General features: G+C 40.7%; 16 protein-coding genes. 12 read left to right on the top strand and 4 right to left on the bottom strand.

Translation table 11 applies throughout. The features are described from left to right. The first annotated feature begins 151 nt into the window (after positions 1–151). Positions 152–1,126: a phosphotransferase enzyme family protein gene (locus BLS14_RS06805; protein ID WP_090950405.1), complete on the top strand. Its 975-nt coding sequence runs from the start codon at positions 152–154 to the stop codon at positions 1,124–1,126. Positions 1,127–1,395: 269 nt separating this feature from the next. Here BLS14_RS06805 and BLS14_RS06800 read toward each other — a convergent pair whose 3' ends face one another. Next, positions 1,396–2,799 (bottom strand): MFS transporter, encoded by a 1,404-nt coding sequence (locus BLS14_RS06800; protein ID WP_090950402.1) that lies wholly within the window; start codon positions 2,797–2,799, stop codon positions 1,396–1,398. A gap of 450 nt (positions 2,800–3,249) precedes the next feature. After that, entirely contained in the window at positions 3,250–3,783 is a 534-nt protein-coding gene (locus BLS14_RS06790) for a YbhB/YbcL family Raf kinase inhibitor-like protein (protein WP_090950397.1), read from the bottom strand. Between the two features lie 179 nt (positions 3,784–3,962). On the opposite strand from BLS14_RS06790, the gene BLS14_RS06785 reads away from it, so the two are divergent. The 7 genes from BLS14_RS06785 (at position 3,963) to BLS14_RS06755 (ending at position 11,267) form a co-directional block, all read left to right on the top strand. Continuing rightward, positions 3,963–4,628, top strand: coding sequence for a GntR family transcriptional regulator (locus BLS14_RS06785; protein ID WP_063567471.1), 666 nt, complete (start codon positions 3,963–3,965; stop codon positions 4,626–4,628). Positions 4,629–4,932: 304 nt separating this feature from the next. Then, positions 4,933–5,199 carry a CD3324 family protein gene (locus BLS14_RS06780; protein ID WP_064637866.1) on the top strand — a complete coding sequence of 89 codons (267 nt, stop codon included), beginning with the start codon at positions 4,933–4,935 and terminating at the stop codon, positions 5,197–5,199. Positions 5,200–5,355: 156 nt separating this feature from the next. Further along, a complete protein-coding gene (locus BLS14_RS06775; RefSeq protein ID WP_090950394.1) occupies positions 5,356–6,438 on the top strand; it encodes a nucleotidyltransferase domain-containing protein in 1,083 nt (360 codons plus the stop codon). A gap of 216 nt (positions 6,439–6,654) precedes the next feature. After that, positions 6,655–8,628 (top strand): elongation factor G, encoded by a 1,974-nt coding sequence (locus tag BLS14_RS06770; protein ID WP_218133135.1) that lies wholly within the window; start codon positions 6,655–6,657, stop codon positions 8,626–8,628. A 160-nt stretch (positions 8,629–8,788) separates the two neighbouring features. Then, entirely contained in the window at positions 8,789–9,352 is a 564-nt protein-coding gene (locus tag BLS14_RS06765) for a GNAT family N-acetyltransferase (protein WP_064637872.1), read from the top strand. Between the two features lie 96 nt (positions 9,353–9,448). Then, on the top strand, positions 9,449–10,024 hold the full coding sequence (locus tag BLS14_RS06760; protein ID WP_090806636.1) for a TetR/AcrR family transcriptional regulator: 576 nt from the start codon (positions 9,449–9,451) through the stop codon (positions 10,022–10,024). Positions 10,025–10,226: 202 nt separating this feature from the next. Next, on the top strand, positions 10,227–11,267 hold the full coding sequence (locus tag BLS14_RS06755) for an NADH:flavin oxidoreductase (protein WP_170867796.1): 1,041 nt from the start codon (positions 10,227–10,229) through the stop codon (positions 11,265–11,267). An 882-nt stretch (positions 11,268–12,149) separates the two neighbouring features. Here the strand turns inward: BLS14_RS06755 and BLS14_RS06750 are convergent. Then, on the bottom strand, positions 12,150–14,000 hold the full coding sequence (locus BLS14_RS06750; protein WP_143021521.1) for an ABC transporter substrate-binding protein: 1,851 nt from the start codon (positions 13,998–14,000) through the stop codon (positions 12,150–12,152). A gap of 125 nt (positions 14,001–14,125) precedes the next feature. Between BLS14_RS06750 and BLS14_RS06745 the strand changes: the two genes are divergently transcribed. After that, entirely contained in the window at positions 14,126–14,740 is a 615-nt protein-coding gene (locus BLS14_RS06745) for a non-canonical purine NTP pyrophosphatase (protein WP_090950385.1), read from the top strand. Then, positions 14,733–15,698 (top strand): DMT family transporter, encoded by a 966-nt coding sequence (locus BLS14_RS06740; RefSeq protein ID WP_256336223.1) that lies wholly within the window; start codon positions 14,733–14,735, stop codon positions 15,696–15,698. Before BLS14_RS06745 ends, BLS14_RS06740 begins: the two co-directional genes overlap by 8 nt. Before the next feature lie 275 nt (positions 15,699–15,973). Here the strand turns inward: BLS14_RS06740 and BLS14_RS06735 are convergent, their stop codons facing one another. Continuing rightward, positions 15,974–17,299, bottom strand: a complete 1,326-nt coding sequence (locus tag BLS14_RS06735; RefSeq protein ID WP_090950383.1) for a hypothetical protein — start codon at positions 17,297–17,299, stop codon at positions 15,974–15,976. Positions 17,300–18,288: 989 nt separating this feature from the next. On the opposite strand from BLS14_RS06735, the gene BLS14_RS06730 reads away from it, so the two are divergent. Beyond that, positions 18,289–19,011 carry a class I SAM-dependent methyltransferase gene (locus tag BLS14_RS06730; protein ID WP_090950378.1) on the top strand — a complete coding sequence of 241 codons (723 nt, stop codon included), beginning with the start codon at positions 18,289–18,291 and terminating at the stop codon, positions 19,009–19,011. Positions 19,012–19,488: 477 nt separating this feature from the next. Beyond that, positions 19,489–20,097 (top strand): chloramphenicol phosphotransferase CPT family protein, encoded by a 609-nt coding sequence (locus tag BLS14_RS06725; RefSeq protein WP_072733003.1) that lies wholly within the window; start codon positions 19,489–19,491, stop codon positions 20,095–20,097. Positions 20,098–20,124 lie beyond the last annotated feature (27 nt).

Here is a 20,124-nt window from a genome sequence, read left to right as displayed (position 1 = left end):
AGAAAATCATTTACTCTAAAAAATAGATTCACTTGTAAGTCACATCGAGCTTTCCGATGTGGCTTTTTGTGTAGAGTTTGATTCTGAATCAAATTCGGTATATTTTCTATTAGCACCTTTTGTTACCATAAAAGTAAAGGGTGGGGTTAATATGGATAAAAAGAATAAACGACTATACACACAAGATATATTGAGACAGTCCGCGCAATGTTTTGGAATACGTGAAGACTCCATTTTCGAATTAAATGGGTTTCAAAATTTCGTTTATTCCGGGGTTATTGGAGATCGAGAAGTTATTTTAAGAATTGCCCATGTCACACATCGAAATGAATTATTAACAAGAGCGGAACTAGATTATATCATGTTCCTGGCTGATCGAGGAATGAAAGTAGCGAGGCCCATTCAGTCTTTATCCGGGGATCTTATTCATATCATTGACGAGTCCTTTGTTGTGACAGCTTTTGAGAAAGCACCCGGCAGAAATGCAGTAATAGCCGAGGAGAGCAATACGTTTTATGAGAATATCGGTCAAATGGTCGGGAAAATACATAAGTTTTCACTTCATTATTCGTCCCAACATTCACGCTTTGAATGGAATGATAATGCCCTATTAGCCTCATTCAAGAAGTACTGTCCGTTAGAATTACACGATAACTTTGATCGTTTAATTACTGAAGTTAGCGCTCTACCCAAGGAAAAAGATACGTACGGTCTTATTCATGGGGATATCAGCCCTGGAAATTATCTTAATGATGGGGACAAAGCTATTATTATTGACTATGACGATGCGGAATATAGCTGGTTTGTTTCTGATATTGCTACACCATTACTTTATGAAATTCCTATTCCGTGGGTTGTGTCTGGAGATGTAAGGAGGGAGATTGCAAAGCGTTACTATTGCAACTTTTTAAACGGCTATTGTAAGGAAAATACTGTGAGTCAAAGTTGGTTAAACAAAATCCCATTATTTATTAATTTAAGGCAAGCTAGAGTATTAGCCGCGTTCTATAGAAGCAGAGATTTTAACGCTCCTGATTGGAGCGAATGGGATGAGCAAGCCCGACGCTTCTACTATGAAAATTTGTTGAATAACACTCCCTATATTGATATGGACTTTTTGTGTTAACGTGTACGATACTTTAAAAAAGCTAGAAAAGGAAGGGCCATCCCACAAAGGATGGCTTTAAACTTGCCGTTACAGACAGCGCGGAGAACCGTAATAAGTGTGATCTAATTAACAGCATAGAACCTAAGAGTTATAGATTCTCAGCAAGAAGAATGTCTCTTATTAACTTTGAATAAACTGGCATGCAGATTTTTTTGATTAAGCAGGCTAGATTTAATTTTTTGATGTTAGCTAACCCAATCTGACCTAGCAATTATATATTACTGTTACTAAGTAACTGGTTCACTATTCATTTTTTCGTCCTTAGCCATTTTACCTGTTCGCCTGAATTGGAGATAATATAATGCAGCTACGGCAACGATAAGAATGGCAAGTGTCAGGAAAATATTGCTATATACAAAAGTTGCACTGTTTTGTGGTATCGGATTTAAGCGAATGGTCGATGTGCCCAGGTCTAGTGTCTTGCCGATAACAGCTGTTGATGTGGCCGTAGCAATAAAAGTGACCATCGAGAATAAGCCCATCCCTACGCCGATATTCTCTTGTGAGAGTGTATGTGAAACCGTGTTTGACATTGCAATTTGCATGAACGATTGACCAAGAACACCAAAAATAAGAAAGATCGCTATAAATACTGGCGACATACCAACGACTGAAGACAAAGAGAGAAAACCGATAATAAGAAGTGCAGCTGCAGTAAACACAAGGAAACGATTTCCCTTATCATCTGCTAATTTACCGCCTTGTCGACCCAAAAGCGCTGCCATTAAAGACGACGGCAGCATAACTATTCCGATGAAAACCGGTGACAAGTGGTTTACAGAAGAAAGTAGCTGAGGTGTAATGAATGGAAAGGCAAAGCCAATCCCGATCATGACGAAAGTAATAATTAGACCGAATGAAAACGGTTTGTTTCGAAATATGGCCGGGTTTATGAATGGGTTTGGAGTATAGCGTATACGTAGTACGAAAAAAATGAAAATAAGAATCCCGCCTAAGGCAAGCCAAACACTTCCGTTTGTTAAAGCCAGTAACAAAATGGCTACAGTACCGGCCAGAAGTATTCCGCCAATATAATCCATTTTTCTGGAAACTCCTTTTTCATCATCTAAATATTTCCGATACATCGGCAAAGTAAGTAATGATAAAAGCGAGATTACAAATAGTACCCGCCAGTTCCATGTACTGCTTACCACGCCGGCAATGATCGGACCAATGGCCAAACCCAATGAAAATCCGATTGCAACGGTACCTAATGCACGACCGCGCCTTTCAGATGTAAAGTAACGAACGGGTACAATCATAGAAATCGCCGGAATGACTGATGCACCAGCTGCCTGTACAATTCGCCCCACAATGACCATCCAATATTCACTAGCCACTAAGCCGATGACAGACCCACTTGCAAAAAGCAGTAGGCCAAACGTCAATAAATTCTTCAAGCTGTATCTGTCTGTCAATTTACCGTAAGTTACCGAGCCAATTGCGTACACAATCATATAGCCTGTGATGATCCAACTCGCTTGTGAGGAAGAAATTTGAAATTGTTTACTGATATTAGGGAGTACAATATTAAACATGGTTGCATTCATGACGGATATGATGAGTGTAAAGACAATTAAACCAAGTAATAACTCTCCTTTATTTTTTTGAACGCTATGATTGGTTTGCATTGGAATGCCTCATTTCTATAGGATAAAACTGTATTGATGAAATAACGAACCTGTATTCCTTTGATGATAAAAGTTTCATCTGAATAAACCGACAATGTAATGTTTTAAATACTTCGCTGGCAGAGATGGTCAACGCTAATTTACTGAAAAGTCCTCAATGATGAGGACTTTTCAGTTTTTCTGGATATATTCTAAATTTCACTTTGTTTTTAATCTTGCTCCCACAGCCGCAAATGACGGTATGCTTCAAAATTATAATTGGCTGCTGGCAATTGGGGCATACATGATGATGTGGGTGATCGTTCAGCTTCACCACTTCCTCCGTACTTGACTCCGCATTGCATGGAGTACTTATTTTTCAAACCCTGTTGTGTGCAAAAAAAATCGTAAACACGCATAAGATACTCGGAATTTTTCATATCATTCTTTCCTATGCTTCAACATCTTGGTTTACTTGATTTCCCCTGTTGCCATGAGAACTGCTCTCCCCAGCGTATGACTCAGCATGGTGAATCCAAGGAGAGCTGGCGTGGAATTAGGGGCGACACTAATATTTTCGACGTCCAGCGCATGAACGACAAAATAATATCGATGCGGACCGTGTCCCGCTGGAGGCGCTGCACCGATAAAGCGTTCAAGTCTCAAATCATTCGGTAGTTGCAAGGAGCCTTGCGGCAAACCGCTGGAATACTCGTCACCTGCGCCTGTAGGTAGCGCGGTTACGCTGGCAGGGATGTTGATAACGGCCCAGTGCCACAACCCCGATCCAGTTGGGGCGTCCGGATCATATGCAGTTACGACAAAACTCTTTGTCCCGTCGGGTGCACCCGACCACTTCAAATGGGGCGAGAGATCTTTACTTCCCTCAAGTGTTGACATCTCCGAATAATGCTGGGTCGGTAGAGGATGTCCCTCCATAATGTCATTACTCTCCAATTGAAAGATTGCTACTTCTGGCAATTTGGAAAATGGATTGTTGTTCATTGTAAATTACCTCCTTTTATTTTCATTTTCGATAATACATTAAATAATCGATTCTGTAAATAATAATCGTTTTTATAATTCACTATCGAATTTAATGTTTGTTTTTTATTGATAACGGTGTAAACTATCTACATACAATTACGTAGAATTATAATGTGTATGAAGGAAGGTGCTGCTTCATGGCCAAAAGGAATGGTTCGTCCACCTTAAGCGAGAATGTCAGGAAGAAACTACAATCCGATATTTTGACTGGACAATATGAACCGGGTTCTCCATTAAAAGTTGCGGAATTAGCTAAAGGTTTCGAAGTCTCAGTTGCTGTTGTTCGCGAAGCGTTGACGCGATTGGCGACTCAGGGTCTGGTACAGCAAAATCCTAACCACGGATTTTCAGTAAAGACGGCGTCGGAAGAAGAACTGAACAACATCATACAAGCGAGGTTAATCAATGAATCCGAAGCTTTACGCCTATCCATCGCCCATGGTGATCTCACATGGGAATCCAATGTAATTGCCGTGCATCACAAGCTATCGCAAACGGCTGAGTACAAGGAAGTGAATGAAAAGCTTGTTGTCCGCGAAGAATGGTCCGAGATTCATCGTCAATTTCATTACGAGCTTATTGCCGCATGTCCGAATCCAGTTCTCTTGGATATCTGCAGTAACCTTTGGGATTTGAGCGAATTTTATCGACATTGTTCCCCCCCGCAACAGCAAGTCCGCGATGGGCTCGCTGAACATAAGGCATTAGCAGATGCAGTTCTTAGCCGCGATGGTGAACGTGCTACACAGATCTTTAGAGCACACATCCAACTAACCGCAGAGGTCTTATTCGACAACCAATAAGTTGTTTATAAGATTCAAAAGTTTAAATCAAAACTTATCGGTACCTGGGGAATTGGATAGAGACGGAGATACTTAATATTCGCATTAGCGATTTCTTGGTTAATCTAACTATTTTCTATGGAGGTGAGGCTATTGAAAACAATCGGGGTAGGGTTCTTATATGCATGGCTCTATGCAAAGCCAGTAAAGGATATGGCAATGCTTTGCATAGAGCTTAGGGACAATCACATTGCCAACGACAAATCGTAATATTCTACTAACTGGCTTTGCACCTTATTGATTTATTAAATAAGGAGTGAGGCTCATGAAATATTCAAATGCCGAGTTTGTTTTTCCCGAAGAACTGCTACGTATCATTCAAGAATACGTTCAAGGCGAATTGATTTATATCCCCAAACCCAAAGAGGCACACCTAAAATGGGGCGAGAAAACACAAAGCAAAAGTAGGGTCTCTGCTCGAAACGCTGAGATCAAATCCTTGTTTCGCAATGGAGTCAGCATAGAGGATTTAGCGGCTCAGTATTTCTTGTCCTACGAAAGCATAAAGAAAATTGTTTATAGTAAGAACTAATGAAACCCGCTAAATGGTCGTATCGACGGTTTAGCGGGTTTTGTGCAAAGTTGGATTAAATCAACTTATACATAGAAACCGCACCTCTACATCGATAGACTCAAGTTAAGGTTGTTGGGATGAAGAACGGCCTGCTTATACGAAGGGGTGTAACGAATGAACGAAATCATGAAGAAGAAGCTGCTGGACAAAAATGAACTGCTAATTAACATGGTTATCGAACGCGCAAAAAAAGATTTTCTAGACGATATCGCCATTATTGGGCTTACGGGTTCATTTAGCACCGGGGACTTTCACGAGAAGAGCGATCTTGATTTGATTATTATCAACAATACAGAAAGGGGATGGGAAATATCCGATTGCTTCATCTTGGATGACGTTGGATATGACATCTATTGCACGCCATGGGATTCAAGAATACAAGAGCAATCCACACTAGAGAGTCCCAACGTATCAAGCCTAACCGAGCTCAAAATACTCTACTATGCAAAGCCTGAGGATTTGGAGAAATTGAATGACTTCAGGCAAAAAGCTCTTGATGCACTTGCAAGCCCGATAGGAGAAGCGTGTCTTAATCGAGCAAAAAAATGGATTGATCTGGCTAAGCAAGCATACAGCGATACGATGCTGAGTGAAGATATCGGTTCAGTGCGACATGCATCTGCCGACGTTCTTTACAATCTAGTCAATGCCTTGGTCAGTATGAATAACACGTGTATCAAACGAGGAATCAAGCGATATTTGGAAGAGATATACTCGTTTCGCTATGTTCCTGATGATCTCGAATCCTTATACATGTCAGTCATCGAAGCTCATACCATTGAAGATATCCGAATAGCATCATTTCATATGTTGAATAGCGTTACAAGGTTACATAGTACGATGTGCGATAACTTCATTGTTAAACCTGCTCCTAACTTTGATAATCTGAGGGGAACATACGAAGAATTGTGGTGCAACTACTACAATAAAATCTTGAACAGTGTTACAACGAATGATGCTTCCTACGTCTTTCTTTCGGCCTTTGGAGCACAAGGGTATCTTGATGAAATGGCTGTGGAGAAGGGGATCAAGAAATTTGATCTTATGCAGTACTTTGATGCAAGTGATTTACCAGTAATGAAAGAGAAGTTCCTTGAAGTGATGGATGAATATCTAGACGAGTATGATAAGGTGGGCAGAGAAGTCAAACGCTTTACAACCTTCGAGCAACTATATGACTATTATTTAAATCATTGACCTACCTTATAAAGGGCCGTGAAGAATTAGTTTCTTTACGGTCTTTTTCATTTTGAGTTTATCTAGATGGATAACGAATCTGATGTTGAAGGTTTGTAATAAAATTCATAAAAAGTATAATAAGAGTATTACATATAAGGAGCGTGAATAGTATGCGAAAAAATACTATGACTATACAAAAGGAGAATATTATGAAAATAAAAAGGATGATAACGTTTGAAAAATATAAATATAGGGATTCTTGCGCATGTAGACGCAGGAAAGACGAGTTTAACTGAAAGATTACTTTTTGAAACGGGTATCATATCTGAAATCGGCAGTGTTGATAAAGGAAATACGCAAACAGATTCTATGGAAATGGAACGACAACGAGGAATTACCATTCAATCTGCTGTCGTTTCCTTTACGGTTAATAATGTGAAAGTGAATTTGATTGATACACCAGGTCACCCCGAGTTCATCTCTGAAGTTGAGAGGGCTTTACGAGTATTAGATGGAGTCATCCTTGTCATTTCATCTGTCGAAGGTATTCAAACTCAGACACGAGTTTTGATGAAGACACTTGCTAAATTGAAAATCCCTACAATCTTTTTTATCAATAAAATAGATCGTATGGGTGCAAGGTACGAATCGTTACTAACTGAGATCCATGATAAATTGACACCCCATGCTTTAGCAATGGGCTTTGTTAATAATATCGGTACATCAGCCGCGCATATGGAATTGTTCACGGAAAACAATCAAAAATTTATGGAGGACCTAGCAAATCGTTTAGCTGATAATAATGGACGCTTTCTCGAACGATATCTTTACAGCTCTGAAGAATTAGCCCCTGATGACTTTGAATCGGAGTTTCTTGAACAGTTCAAGCAAGCACAGCTTTATCCGGTGCTATTTGGTTCAGCAATTACTGGTGAGGGCATTCCCCATTTGATTACAGCCATACAGAATTGCCATTCTTCCGTTCATTATGAAAATACTCCTTTTACAAGAGGGAGAGTTTTTAAAATTGAACGTGGAAAAAACGACGAAAAGATCGCTTACGTACGAGTTTTCTCTGGTGAAATCAAAATACGTGAGAGTCTTACCTATTATCGGATGAATCAAACAGGAGAAATTATCAAATTTACCAACAAGGTCACGGGGTTGAAGCACTTCTTTTCTGGAAAAACAACAGATGGAACAATTGCTGCAAGTGGAGATATCGTAAAAATTATGGGTCTAACAGACTGCCAGGTTGGCGATGATATCGGTGTTCCTTCCAATGAAACGACCGAAACCCTGTTCTCGCCGCCTAGTTTAGTAACAACGATCAAAGCCTCTGACGAAAACGAGACCATTCATTTATTCAGAGCATTGAAAAAATTAGCCGAACAGGATCCATTTATTCATATCAAGCAGAATTCTCTTCAAAGGGAGCTATCTATTCATCTTTATGGTGAAATTCAAAAAGAAGTGATTCGGGATCAACTGAAAAAAGACGCTCAAATCGATATCGAATTTCTTGTGACACAGCCTATTTATATTGAAAAGCCTATCTTTACAGGGGAGGCAGTTGAGAGAATGGGAGACAAGGGAAACCCATTTTATAGTACTATAGGCTTTCGTATTGATCCGAATCCTCGTTCAACCGGTATTGAATATCATCTAGAAGTAGAGCTTGGCTCCCTACCTTTATCGTTTCATAAGGCAATTGAAGAAACCGTCTATGAGACGCTTAAGCAAGGACTATATGGTTGGGAAGTTCGCGATCTAATCGTGACACTTACGGATACCGCCTATGCAAGTGCAGTTAGTACAGCTAGTGATTTTCGAAAATTAACGCCTCTTGTGCTAATGAGAGCACTAGCTGAAGCAACTACTCAAATTTATGAACCCATTCATCGGTTCGAATTAGAGGTTCCTGCTAATTATCTAAGTAGGATTTTATTTAAACTAACTCAAGCCTCTTCAACCTATCAGGATCCGATTCAGAATGACCAGGTATTTATGATATATGGCATGATCCCGATTAAGAATATTCAGTCATTCAAGAACCAACTTCCGGGTTGGACCCAAGGTGAAGGTGTATTGCTATCCGAATTTTATGGCTATCAGTCCTTCGATGGTGAAGTGCCATCATGTACAAGATACGATCATAATCCATTAAATCGGAAGGAGTATCTCTTACATGTCTTGAATTCGGTGTAAGCTGAAAAAGCGAGTAAAAAGCAGCGTACAAGTGGTGTACTCTGCTTTTTCTTTGATTCATTTATAAAAGTACTAGACAGTAGAGTACCTTCTACAAACGTTTAACAGTGTTATTAGCAGAGGCGGAAATTGTTATGATAGAAATCTGGAGGCGAATGAGATGCTGGAATTAGAGTTTACTACTATAGAGGAGTGGGATGAAGCATTGTGGGCGCGGATGGAGCGAATCTATCACGAGGCTTTTCAAAGCGGTGCTAAGACAAAAGCGATTCTGCGCAGTATGCTTGACCGGGGGATTGGCTATTTACACACGGGCGTGCATCATGGAGAAGTGGTTGCGATGGCTGTTACTGGACTGGAGGGGCAGGCTGCGGACCGCATCCTGATCATCGATTACCTCGCGGTTGATCAGAAGCTGCGCGGGTTGGGCATAGGGACCTGGATGCTAGAGCAGCTCAGAGCCTGGGCGTTAAGGGAACACGAGATCAAAGGTATGATTATCGAGGCGGAGTCCGGGACAACGGAGGCTCATCAGGAACGCATTCAGTTCTGGCAACGCAACGGGTTCATCCTGACCTCCTATGTCCATCAATATAGAATGGTGCCAGAGCCGTATCAGGCAATGATGTTTCCGCTGGATAAAAGCACGCATGTGCCTGATGATGGTGAAGCACTATTCCGTTATATCAATGCTTTTCACAAGGTTGCTTACCGGAAGAGTTAGACTGCATTCAAGGGACCAGTAGGAAATTTCCGTAGAGATTAGGATGGAAGATGATCAGTTATTGACTGCATGGTCAATAACTGATATATTAATCCCATGAGCAGACCAAGAGAATTTGATGTCGATCGTGTATTACACCAGTCTATGGAAGTGTTCTGGAATCAAGGCTTCAAAGCAACTTCTTATGAGGACCTTACGCGTACCACAGGAGTCAAAAAGCAAAGTTTGTACTGTGTTTTTAAAGACAAGCGATCGTTGTTCCTGAAGGCACTGGCACTTTACCGTGAACAGGTTATAGCGAAACTGAAGGAGATTGAAGCCCTGGATTCGTCTCCCGGTGATAAACTGGATGCCTTACGATATTCCCTTTTAGACGATAAAGCTAACTGCCAAGGGTGTCTAATTGTGAATGCATCACTCGAATTCGGAACAGATGACGAGCAGGTCACACGCGAAGCTGAACTCATGGTAGAAGAGATTCAACTGGTATTAGAGAAGATCATAAGTAGTGGCCAGGAACAACAGTTAATTTCCAACCGGTATACGAGTATAGAGCTTGCATCTTATCTAAATAACACCATCCTGGGTGTGAGAGTTATGGAGAAATCAGGTTCATCTCGTGAACAGATCGAGATGGTTCTGCGTACTTCATTTGGCATGATCATGTCTTGATCTTTTTTTTGTGAAATTCTTGACTGTGAAGTCAAAAATAATTAAGGCGGATTAATACACCACGAAACCTTGAAGGAGGTGGGGCTTTTCGATAAAAATCGTGTATTGATTCATTTGGAAGTAACGTCTAGCTGTTAACCAGGCTGGTTGCTGTTTAACATCTCCTAGGTCAACTATATAAACTAAATATGTGGAGGTTATTATGAATTTTTCTCAATCCGTAGAAGCATTGTTCCAACCTATAGAGTTAGGTCACTTGAAGTTATCCAATCGGATCGTGATGGCGCCGATGACGCGTCAGTTTTCTCCGGACGGTATCCCGGGTTCGAATGTTGCGGGCTATTACCGCCGCAGAGCAGAGAACGCAGTGGGGCTTATTGTGACGGAAGGGACGATAATTAATCACCCGGATGCATCCAATCAAGCCAATGTGCCGCATTTTTATGGGGAAGCTGCAATGAATGGGTGGGCACATGTTGTATCTGAAGTACATGAAGCTGGCGGTCGAATTATTCCACAGATCTGGCATATGGGAGCCAAGGGTCATGTTAATGATTATTCGGAAGCTGAGATTGCTACAATCGTTCAGGAATTCGCAAAAGCAGCCTCAGAAGCGAAACGCGTTGGGTTCGATGGTGTTGAAATCCATGGAGCACACGGCTATCTGATCGACCAATTCCTGTATGAGAAAACCAACTCTCGTACGGATCGTTACGGTGGAGATATGATGGCTCGCACACGTTTTGCAGTTGAAGTGATTGAGGCTTGCCGTGAAGTAGTTGGACCGGACTTCCCGATTGTACTGCGTTTATCTCAGTGGAAGACAGATGATTATCAGGCTAAATTGGCTGAAACACCGGCATTACTGGAGCAGCTTCTCGCACCGTTGGTTCAAGCTGGAGTCGATATCTTCCACTGTTCCACACGACGTTTCTGGGAGCCGGAATTCGAAGGTTCTGATCTGAATTTTGCTGGATGGACCAAAAAACTGACTGGAAAACCGACAATCACCGTTGGTTCGATTGGTCTTGATGGTGACTTTACAAGTCTGTTCACAGAAGGTAAAGGTGCAAGTAACGTCGGTATCGATGGATTGGTACAACGACTTCAGAATGATGAGTTTGATCTGGTTGCTGTAGGGCGTGCTCTTCTGGTCGACCCTGAATGGGCTAAGAAAATTCAAGAAGGACGTACCGATGATCTGCTTCCATTTACAAGAGAGGCGATGACCGTACTTACTTAATTGCAATTATATTCATTAGGAATATTTATGTTATAAAGAAAAGCAGTGACAGACCAACGAAGCGGATGGACTGATCACATAACGTGAGACAAATAAAACACCTTCAAGAGAATGAAACCTTGTCGTAAGATAGGGAGATCATCTTGGAGGTGTTTTTTAATGAAAACCTCAGAGTGAGTTATCCGGTGGAATTAAAGATGAAAGCCATAGAAATGAATTGGCAAACAGAGATGTTGCGGGATAAAAACATTGTTCCATACAAAGTCGCTATTATAGCGGCTTTTTTGTTTTAAGAAATCAAGTTCTTGTCCCAAGCTGAGGACAAGAACAATGTATCATTTCGGATTAGGTTATTATCTAAATAGAACTCGATGGAGATCATGTGACTAGATAAAAGCATACGATTATCAGACTTCGCTTGAATAACGATTTTTTCATTTAAGGAACTAGGTTTTTTCGACCAAAGCCAAAGAGCTAGTTCATTGTTGAAAAGGTTAAGAACATGGTATTAATGTTAATAAGATTCTTCATCTGTTTCATTAAGCTAACGGGTAGGTTAGTTGAATAAAAGGAAGTTTCTAGGGTGTTCTTGATCTTGCTTAAATTTTTTGTGATATTTTAGTTTAGTAGAAAATTTACTTTGCGATAGAAAATCAATTGCTTAAGTCTTTCATCATTAAATCAGATGATAACTCGAAGGTTGTTGATATGCTTGTCCGTATAGAAAGGGGACTGTGTTTGATATTTGATATAAAGTCACCATTTTATTTATCTGAATAAGTTCCTGTCTCGAAACGAGGATGGGAACTTATTCAGATTAACGATTGAAGGTACCTAAATCAAAACCTCCCAAGTTTACTACTCCTGGATATGGAAAAATCATTAGTGCTTGGACGGTCGTAACGCAAGTCTATAAAAATCTGCCCAACCATAAGCGTTTGTTTGCATTCCGATTAAACGATTGTCATAGTAAGTAAACTGATCTAGATGGTACAAAAAGGATATAGCCAATTTATCTTTAAGCCATTGTTCTGTTTCCTGAGTCATTCGGATCCGTTTGTTTGCTTCAAGCTCATTTTCGATCTTGCGTAATCTTATGATTAGATGTTCATAAATCTCAGGGGATAGATGCCTACGTATGACGTGACGATCGTCAAACATAAGACGTAAGAAAGAAATTACCGAATTATCATTAACAACAGCGTTAGCTAATACAAGATCCGCGGCATCGATAATCTCCGGACGAATAAAATCTTCATAATCTCGAACCTCCACGTTAATCTTTATTCCATATTCAGCGCATTGTTCGCTAAACCAGCGAGCATTTCGCTCCAAGGAATCACCCAGTATATGATAAGTTAGAATTGATAGTGGTTGCTCTGGATGAAAGGGAGGTGCATTAAGAGGATCTGGTTCAGTATTAAAATAGCTGGGGCCATCATTCATATATTCACGCTTTAACATTTGTTCGGTTATTATGCTCCAATTGGGAAAAAAACTGTACGCAGGGGAATAGGTATGATTATTGAGACCAACATTCATGCGGTGTGGGTTGGCCGCACGACAAAGCCAATGTCGAAAATCGTTAGATTCCAAAGGTCCCGGCTTGTTCAGTTGAAATGTCATATATGTGCATCCCGTTTCTACTTGTTTAATATCAGGCGGATGATTGTTCCGTGTGTGAAGTTGAAAAGGGTGAATATAAGGGAGGGCTTCTCCTGCTATTTCCTTAAGCGGCAATGGACGATAACGTGTCTCTGCTATGATCCACAGTTCAATCCGGTCGAGTTGAGCTCGTCCCGAGAAATAAGAAGGAAATGCCTCGAGAACAATTTGGGAGTTATCATTCTCAATCACTCGGAACGGTCCACTTCCAATAGGTAGACGTGCAAAATCCCTAGGCAAACGTTCTGCGGAAGAAAGGGGGAGGATTGAAGCCCGCGGAGAAGCGAGCAGTTGTAATAAAAGATGATAAGGTCGTTTAAGACTAATCTCAACACAGTAAGGGCCCTGTGCCCGGATTTTATCCAATGGAAGCTCAGTCCATTCCGTTCGTCCAAAATCTGTAGACGTTAAACGTTTAATTGTATAGACAATATCCTTAGCATGCAGTTCAGTATTATCGTGAAAAAGTACCCCTTTACGTATGTAAAAAGTCCATATACATCCAGTTTCGTCAGTCTCCCAGTAATAAGCCAAATGAGGGAGGACTCCGCTGTTGTCATCCTCGGTAAGAAGCGTATCAAAGAGTTGGCGAGCCATATGCCACTCCGTGCGCCGAAGTGTGAAAATCGGATCTAAATTAGGCATACTACGGTAAAAGGGTAGACGCAGCGTATCAAGTTGATAATTCTCATTCTTATCTACTCGGTAACCATACTGTCCTTCCAGCCATTGTACAAAACGACCACGTATTGCATCGTCTACGTCATGCTCTTCAAGAAATCTTATTCCATCATGAAATCTTCCTTTATTCGTTGCTTCCTGGGCAAGTGCAAGTGCTACCTCGGCTTCCGAAGTTAATATAGTCAACGTTGAGCGATTACCTCGTCCGCGACCTGGGGACCATGCGATCCACCCAGCCGCACACAAACGACGGATGATCCACTTTACATTTCGTGGTGTACAGTTCCACAATGTGCCGAGCTCCTCTAATGTAGTCTTCTGTGAAATTTGAGCTTCGAGCTTGCCAAATAAGTTCTTGAGATTGAAGAAATGTTCCGATAACTGCAAAAGATTCACCTCCACAATAAAAAGGGGAAGTTTTCAATTGAAAATTATACTCTTTTTATTTCCCTTTTTTTAACTACAATCATATCATACGAACCATAAGTGTAGCTAAATAGGAGGAGAAAGTTATGGAAATTGTCTTAGCCACGTGGAACCCGAGGAAAATAAAAATGCTTATGGAAGGACTAATGGAATTACCGATACAAACTAGGGCGTTATTTTCAGGTGAAGTGAACGAAGTTGACGAGACCGGAGTAACTTTTGAAGAAAACGCGCTTTTGAAGGCCAATGCAGTGCAGCTAACATCGAATAGGATAGTAATTGCGGAAGACTCAGGGTTATGTGTAGATGTTTTGGATGGAGAGCCTGGTGTTCGTACTGCCCGGTGGGCTCCAGGTACAGATGATGATCGAAGTTTAAAATTGCTTAAAAAATTAAAACATGTATATAACCCTCCACTTCGTAACGCACGATTTATGAGTGTAATTGTAATCCGTTTCCCGGATGGTAGTAGTTCAGTTACATATGGAAAGTTAGAAGGAAGAATTGCGTTCAGTCCACGTGGTGAGCTAGCGAGTGGTTATTCTCGCATTTTTGAGTTGCCTAGCGGTTTAACCATTGCTGAAAAAGGATCACCCACTATTGAAATTAATGATCATCATCGGCAGGCTTTAGCAAAGGCAACGGAGTGTATCAAAGAATGGCTCATTGCTCACGAAGCAAGAGGTGTCTCTATTGACTAAGGAAGACTCAAGTCGTGTAGGTACAGTCAAAGATCGTTATTTTCTCGCCATTGGTGCAGCCGTATTGGTCACTTTGCTCTGGTCGACTTCTTATATCTTAAATAAGTTTGCGTTTCAGCATAATATTGGACCTTTTACATTAGCTGGATTACGATACACTGTTTCTGCAATTACATTGCTGCTAATTCGGTTGATTCTGGTGAATCGAACTATGATCATGCCAAAACCGGATACTCAAAAGGGAAATGCACGTATCAAATTACGACCCTATTATTTGGTTATTCTTGGAGTAACCGGATATCTAATGGCACAGGGACTACAGTACGCTGGCCAAATGTTTATAACACCAACACAAACGAGTATGATACTCTCCGTTGGTAATACTGCAGCTTTACTTATACTCGACGTTTTTTGGCTTAGAGAGTTACGTGGTCGCTCATCATTTATAGGTATAATGGCTGCACTTGCTGGAATTGTTGTTTTCTATTTCCCTTGGGATTTTGGTAAAAGCGATTTTAGCGGAATTGTATTAATACTTGCTTCTTGTGCTGGATATGCTGTCCATTTGGCCTTTACGAGGCACTTACTAAAAAACGGCAGAGCAAAGCCGGGAGATCTTGTTCTCATTCCTATGTCGATTGGTGCCTTCGGTATGTTAATAATAGGACTATTATTTGAAGGGTTACCGAGCTTCTCTTGGCCACTTATCGGTATTCTACTTTGGCTGGGGATCATAAATGGTTCATTTGCATTCTCCTTATGGACTTGGAGTCAAAAGCACTTAAGAGCCTATGAAAATAGTCTGATCAACAATTTGATGCTATTGGAGGTCACTGTATTAGATGTTCTCTTCTTACATCGTAATTTATCATTTGTTGAGGTGCTGGGGCTACTGATGGCAGGGTTGGCTATAGTATTTGTGCAAATATACTGGCATTTAAAACGGCTTACTCAGTAACTGATAGTACTAACTAAACTGTTAAAAGTGTTTCAATTAATAAGACATAACACAACCTAAAATCAACACCGTTCAATAAACTAGGTTTGTTAGCACCTGAAACAACGGGAAAACGTTAGCTTAATAAAACCAAGAAAGCAGCTGACCAATGTGATCTGCTGCTTTTTATTCAACTAACGGATAGAATAGTTGAATTGTGGTGGCCCCACATCGGCACGCAAAAATCTAGGCTGCCCTCAGCGAGGTGTACGTGGGGTTGCCTAGTTTTGTTGTGGTTATAAGCTGTAATCGATGTCTTCGTAAGCGCCTGTGAGGGCGTTTATGTATACGTGAGAAACGCCTTCGATTCCAGTGACAGAAAATGCGTATACAAGCTTGCTGTTGTGGATCTCCAGCTTTGGCTTACCCGAGACGTTTACTTTTGGTCCGAGCTTCTCAAAGGCTTGCTTCGCTGTCAGTTTCGGGTGAAGTGGAAAGGTTTTATTGTAATTGTAAAAATAATTATACGCATCAAAGCTCTTTAACGCACCAGTACGGCGATCAAACTCCCATAAAACTTGCATCTGCGGAATGGAAACTTGCTCCCGAACCGGAATATAAGTGATATGAATTGAGGTGTTTTTTATTTCTTTTGCTACTATTGTCAGACGTTCGTCAGACCAACGCGCCATCCAGGTGTCTGCTACCGAGATAGCCTGCTTTAAGTCCATCGATTGCTCCACAGCTTCTTCTTCGGAGGTCGAGGCGTCGCGTGTCACTTGGAGCACGTGTCCGCTTTTACTCAGTGTTGCAATATAGGTGCTGGTTGGTTTTCCAGCGGTGTCTGATAACTTGAAATCCATGACTTCTCCTAATTGGGGGCTGCTCCCGCCTGAGACCATGTTGACGAATTGCTTACCTGCTCCTGTATTCCAAGCTTCGCCCATAAAGATTTTCGCTTTGGCCGCAAGCTCCGTAGCCTTATAAGTGGTTTCACCGGCGAAAACGGTTCCTGGCTTCGGAGGTGCGTAAGGATTCTGATTGTACAGGAACTCGTTAAAGGCTTTATTGCCGTACGTGGACACCGAGTCGAGTTGAGACAAGGCCTCTTCCATTTCGGTCGAGATCCGTTCTATATCCGATAAAGAGGTGCCGTCACCTTTCTCTCTCATCAGATCGAGATACGATAGGGCGGTCCTCGCGAACTTTCTCAGACGCTGAATTTGTTCTAATTGATTCTGGTTGAGCGAAATTTCCTTCTCGCTGGCGGGATAGGCCAAGTAGCGACTGCCGTTCGTGATAAAAGATTCATACGCTGGCCAAGATTGAATGTTCGTTGTAGCGGATGCACTCCTTATTAATTGCAATATAAGATTGGCATTTTCAATCGCAGATTGAAGTGCTGCTTGCCGATCTGCAAACGTAGGTGCCGCAAGGGACTCCGCAAGCGCATAGTCGAAATTGCCCAAGTAGATCGATTGCATATGCGACCAGTATTGCGTATTGCGCTGTTGTTGCTGCTCCCATTGTCGATTATCCTGATGCTCCGTATAACTGAAATACGTGCCCGCTAGTGTCGTCGCGCAAAGCAGACCAATGATGGATTTAGTGAGAACGTTCATGTCTATTAAAACTCCCATCTTTGTCTTGATAATGCTTATCCACTTTAACAAAGAAGAGAACACAGTTTAATAAGTAAATATTACCAATGAAAATCGCTAGCCAGTTCTCTGATCAAGTTGTCAGTTACCAAATGAAAATCAATTGAGCAGATGAAGGATCAGTCTTCTTCCGATGTTGCATTCAAATACAACTTTGATGAGCGCAGTTCATCCAGCAGCATTGAGTATTAACTTTTAAATAAAAAGAACCGTTCTTTAATAAATGAAATTGTCCTTATCAACATGAAAATGCTAAATAAGAAATTCAATCGATGATCCTTAAACCGAGAAGTGGGGATTTACACGGCAATCAGTACAAGAAGTAAAATAAAAAGACCGCTCATCCGATACTCGGGTGAGCGGTCTTTAAGGGTTATTGTCGCGGCGCACAAACATTATTCCTTTCAAAGTCGCTATTATAGCAGTTTTTTTGTTTTAAGGAATCAAGTTCTTGTCCCAAGGTGAGGACAAGAACATTGTGTCATTTCGGTTTAGTTAATTATCTAAATAGTATCATGATGTAGATCATCTGACGAGATAAAAGCACAGGAGTGCGGTTTTGATCTCTTGAATGGATGCTTTATAGTCCATTAAATTCCCCTGCCTGTCTGAATCATTGTCTATATTACTTCGACAAGTAGCCACGAAATCCTTCCCTAAAGAAACAACGTTAGATCATCTATATTGAATGCGAATTACATAATGATTTTAGAATAAAAAATTTCAAGTTTTAAAGTTGATGTATCATATAATTGTTGTATCTATGATTATAATATTAACAATGCTACACAGAGTATTAATGCAGGGAATTGAAGCAAGAGAGTGTTCTGGATAATTCGTTTCCGTTACTTGAGAACGGCTCAAATGCGAACCAGAAGTGATTTGCTTCCAATTGAACGGTTTTACTGTAGGAAGCTGTATTCTGGCGAGGAGAAGGGAAGGATGTTTACATGAACAGCAAGGAAGCCAACGGTGTCTCGTACGAAAGTGTGACAGATCAGCAGCTTCAAGATCAGTTGAAATATTATAAAGAACGAGCTCCAGAGTATGATGACTGGTGGTACCGTCGAGGCACATTTAATCAAGGAGACGAAGCTAACCAAATCTGGTTCGATGAGATCAGTACGATTAAGAATGCTTTTAAAGCTGAACATTTTCATGGTGACTTTCTTGAACTTGCGGCGGGGACTGGCACTTGGAGTAGTCTGTTCTTAAAAGAAGCCCTTATATTGACCCTTGTAGACGGTTCCGAAGAAATGCTTTCGCATAATCCGGTAGTATCTGAATCCAATGTAAGAACGATCATTGCAGATCTTTTCAGTTGGTCTCCGGATCAGTTATACGATTCAGTTGCTTTTACTTTTTGGATATCTCATTTACCCAGAGAGAGACTGGCGAGCTTCTTCACCATGGTATCACGCTGTTTGAAGCCCGGAGGGAAAATGTTCTTTATCGATGATCGAGAAGTAGCAGGAACCCGTGAGTCTCATGTAGTGGGGACATCTGGGCAAACGATGGTTCGGAAGCTTAATAATGGTGATCATGCTACTATAGTGAAGAATTTCTTTGGCGATAAAGAGATTGAGCAAATTGCTGCTAGTGCGGGAATTGAATTGCATGTCCATTGCACCCCTAAGTACTTTCAGTATGGGATAGGGTCCAAAACTGTCTAGAGCAGTACAATATAGATAACACTAAATGTTCGGTTGAAATAAAGAATTGGACTGATCAATTAAAAGAAGCAGCGGCGGACCAAGACTTGATAAATAAAGTCTTAGACTGCCGCTGTTGTCGTTTTGACTAACGTTCTCCGTTAGCGCGGAATGAGGAATAGTCTGGCAACTTTCCACGTAATTGGAGCTGTATACATAAAGGGTAAGTGTCGAAGGACAAGAATATATTCCCATTAAAGTCGCTATTATAGCGGCTTTTTTGTTTTATCGGTACAAGTTATTGTCCTTGACTTGGGACAAGAACTTGGTCCTATTGCTGATTAGGGTTATATCTTATCATTATTTTGCCCGTCAATTCATTAAACTAACGGGCAGGATTGTTCAATAACTTCGCGAATACTTTAAAATGGATAATTTCATGAAGTTCAGTATTAGCTGAAAGATACGCAAAAATAAAATGATGAAAGGCGGATTCTATTGAAGCCAGGGATTATAGTTCTTCTTAATGGTACTTCAAGTTCTGGAAAGACAAGCATATCTAATGAATTATTAACTCAAAGTGATATCCCATTTCAACATTTATCATTTGATAATTTTATTAATGGGCTATTTCATAGTTATAAAGATTTCATTAATAGCACATATCCGAGTATGGAAGCAAATGGTGCAGAGGATGGACAAGTAGTAAATCAAATTCTTGCAGATCCGTTGATTTCATTATACTACTCGACAATAAAACTATTTTCTGCGATGGGAAACAACGTAGTTGTAGATTCTGTTATAGGTAATGACAAATGGTTCAATACTTGTATTGAATTATTATCAGATCACTCAGTCATATTCGTAGAAGTTAAATGTTCAAAGGAAGAACTTGCTAGAAGAGAACAACTTAGAGGAGACAGGGAGATTGGTTTAGCAAATTCACAATACGATAACGTGTATTGCTTTAATGAATATGATCTTGAATTTAATACTGAAATAATGAGATCGAGTGAGTGTGCCAATGAGATATTAAATTTTATAAGATCTAATAAAGAATACACTGCTTTTAAGAAGTTGATTAAGGGGGAAAGTGTAAGTAAGTAGTTCAAAGAAGGCGTATCCATCAGCTAA

This window comes from Paenibacillus sp. OK060 (assembly GCF_900101205.1).
Lineage (GTDB): Bacteria > Bacillota > Bacilli > Paenibacillales > Paenibacillaceae > Paenibacillus > Paenibacillus marchantiae.
The sequence above is the reverse complement of the archived record's forward strand: the minus strand, read 5'-3'. Positions and strand labels throughout refer to the sequence as shown.

Excerpts from the sequence above, each read along its gene's own strand:
- BLS14_RS06765 (WP_064637872.1), top strand. The coding sequence starts at position 8,789 with ATGCTGGAATTAGAGTTTACTACTATAGAGGAGTGGGATGAAGCATTG.
- BLS14_RS06755 (WP_170867796.1), top strand. The coding sequence starts at position 10,227 with ATGAATTTTTCTCAATCCGTAGAAGCATTGTTCCAACCTATAGAGTTA.
- BLS14_RS06800 (WP_090950402.1), bottom strand. The coding sequence starts at position 2,799 with ATGCAAACCAATCATAGCGTTCAAAAAAATAAAGGAGAGTTATTACTT.
- BLS14_RS06760 (WP_090806636.1), top strand. The coding sequence starts at position 9,449 with ATGAGCAGACCAAGAGAATTTGATGTCGATCGTGTATTACACCAGTCT.
- BLS14_RS06735 (WP_090950383.1), bottom strand. The coding sequence starts at position 17,299 with ATGAACGTTCTCACTAAATCCATCATTGGTCTGCTTTGCGCGACGACA.
- BLS14_RS06790 (WP_090950397.1), bottom strand. The coding sequence starts at position 3,783 with ATGAACAACAATCCATTTTCCAAATTGCCAGAAGTAGCAATCTTTCAA.
- BLS14_RS06775 (WP_090950394.1), top strand. The coding sequence starts at position 5,356 with ATGAACGAAATCATGAAGAAGAAGCTGCTGGACAAAAATGAACTGCTA.
- BLS14_RS06730 (WP_090950378.1), top strand. The coding sequence starts at position 18,289 with ATGAACAGCAAGGAAGCCAACGGTGTCTCGTACGAAAGTGTGACAGAT.
- BLS14_RS06780 (WP_064637866.1), top strand. The coding sequence starts at position 4,933 with ATGAAATATTCAAATGCCGAGTTTGTTTTTCCCGAAGAACTGCTACGT.
- BLS14_RS06745 (WP_090950385.1), top strand. The coding sequence starts at position 14,126 with ATGGAAATTGTCTTAGCCACGTGGAACCCGAGGAAAATAAAAATGCTT.
- BLS14_RS06805 (WP_090950405.1), top strand. The coding sequence starts at position 152 with ATGGATAAAAAGAATAAACGACTATACACACAAGATATATTGAGACAG.
- BLS14_RS06785 (WP_063567471.1), top strand. The coding sequence starts at position 3,963 with ATGGCCAAAAGGAATGGTTCGTCCACCTTAAGCGAGAATGTCAGGAAG.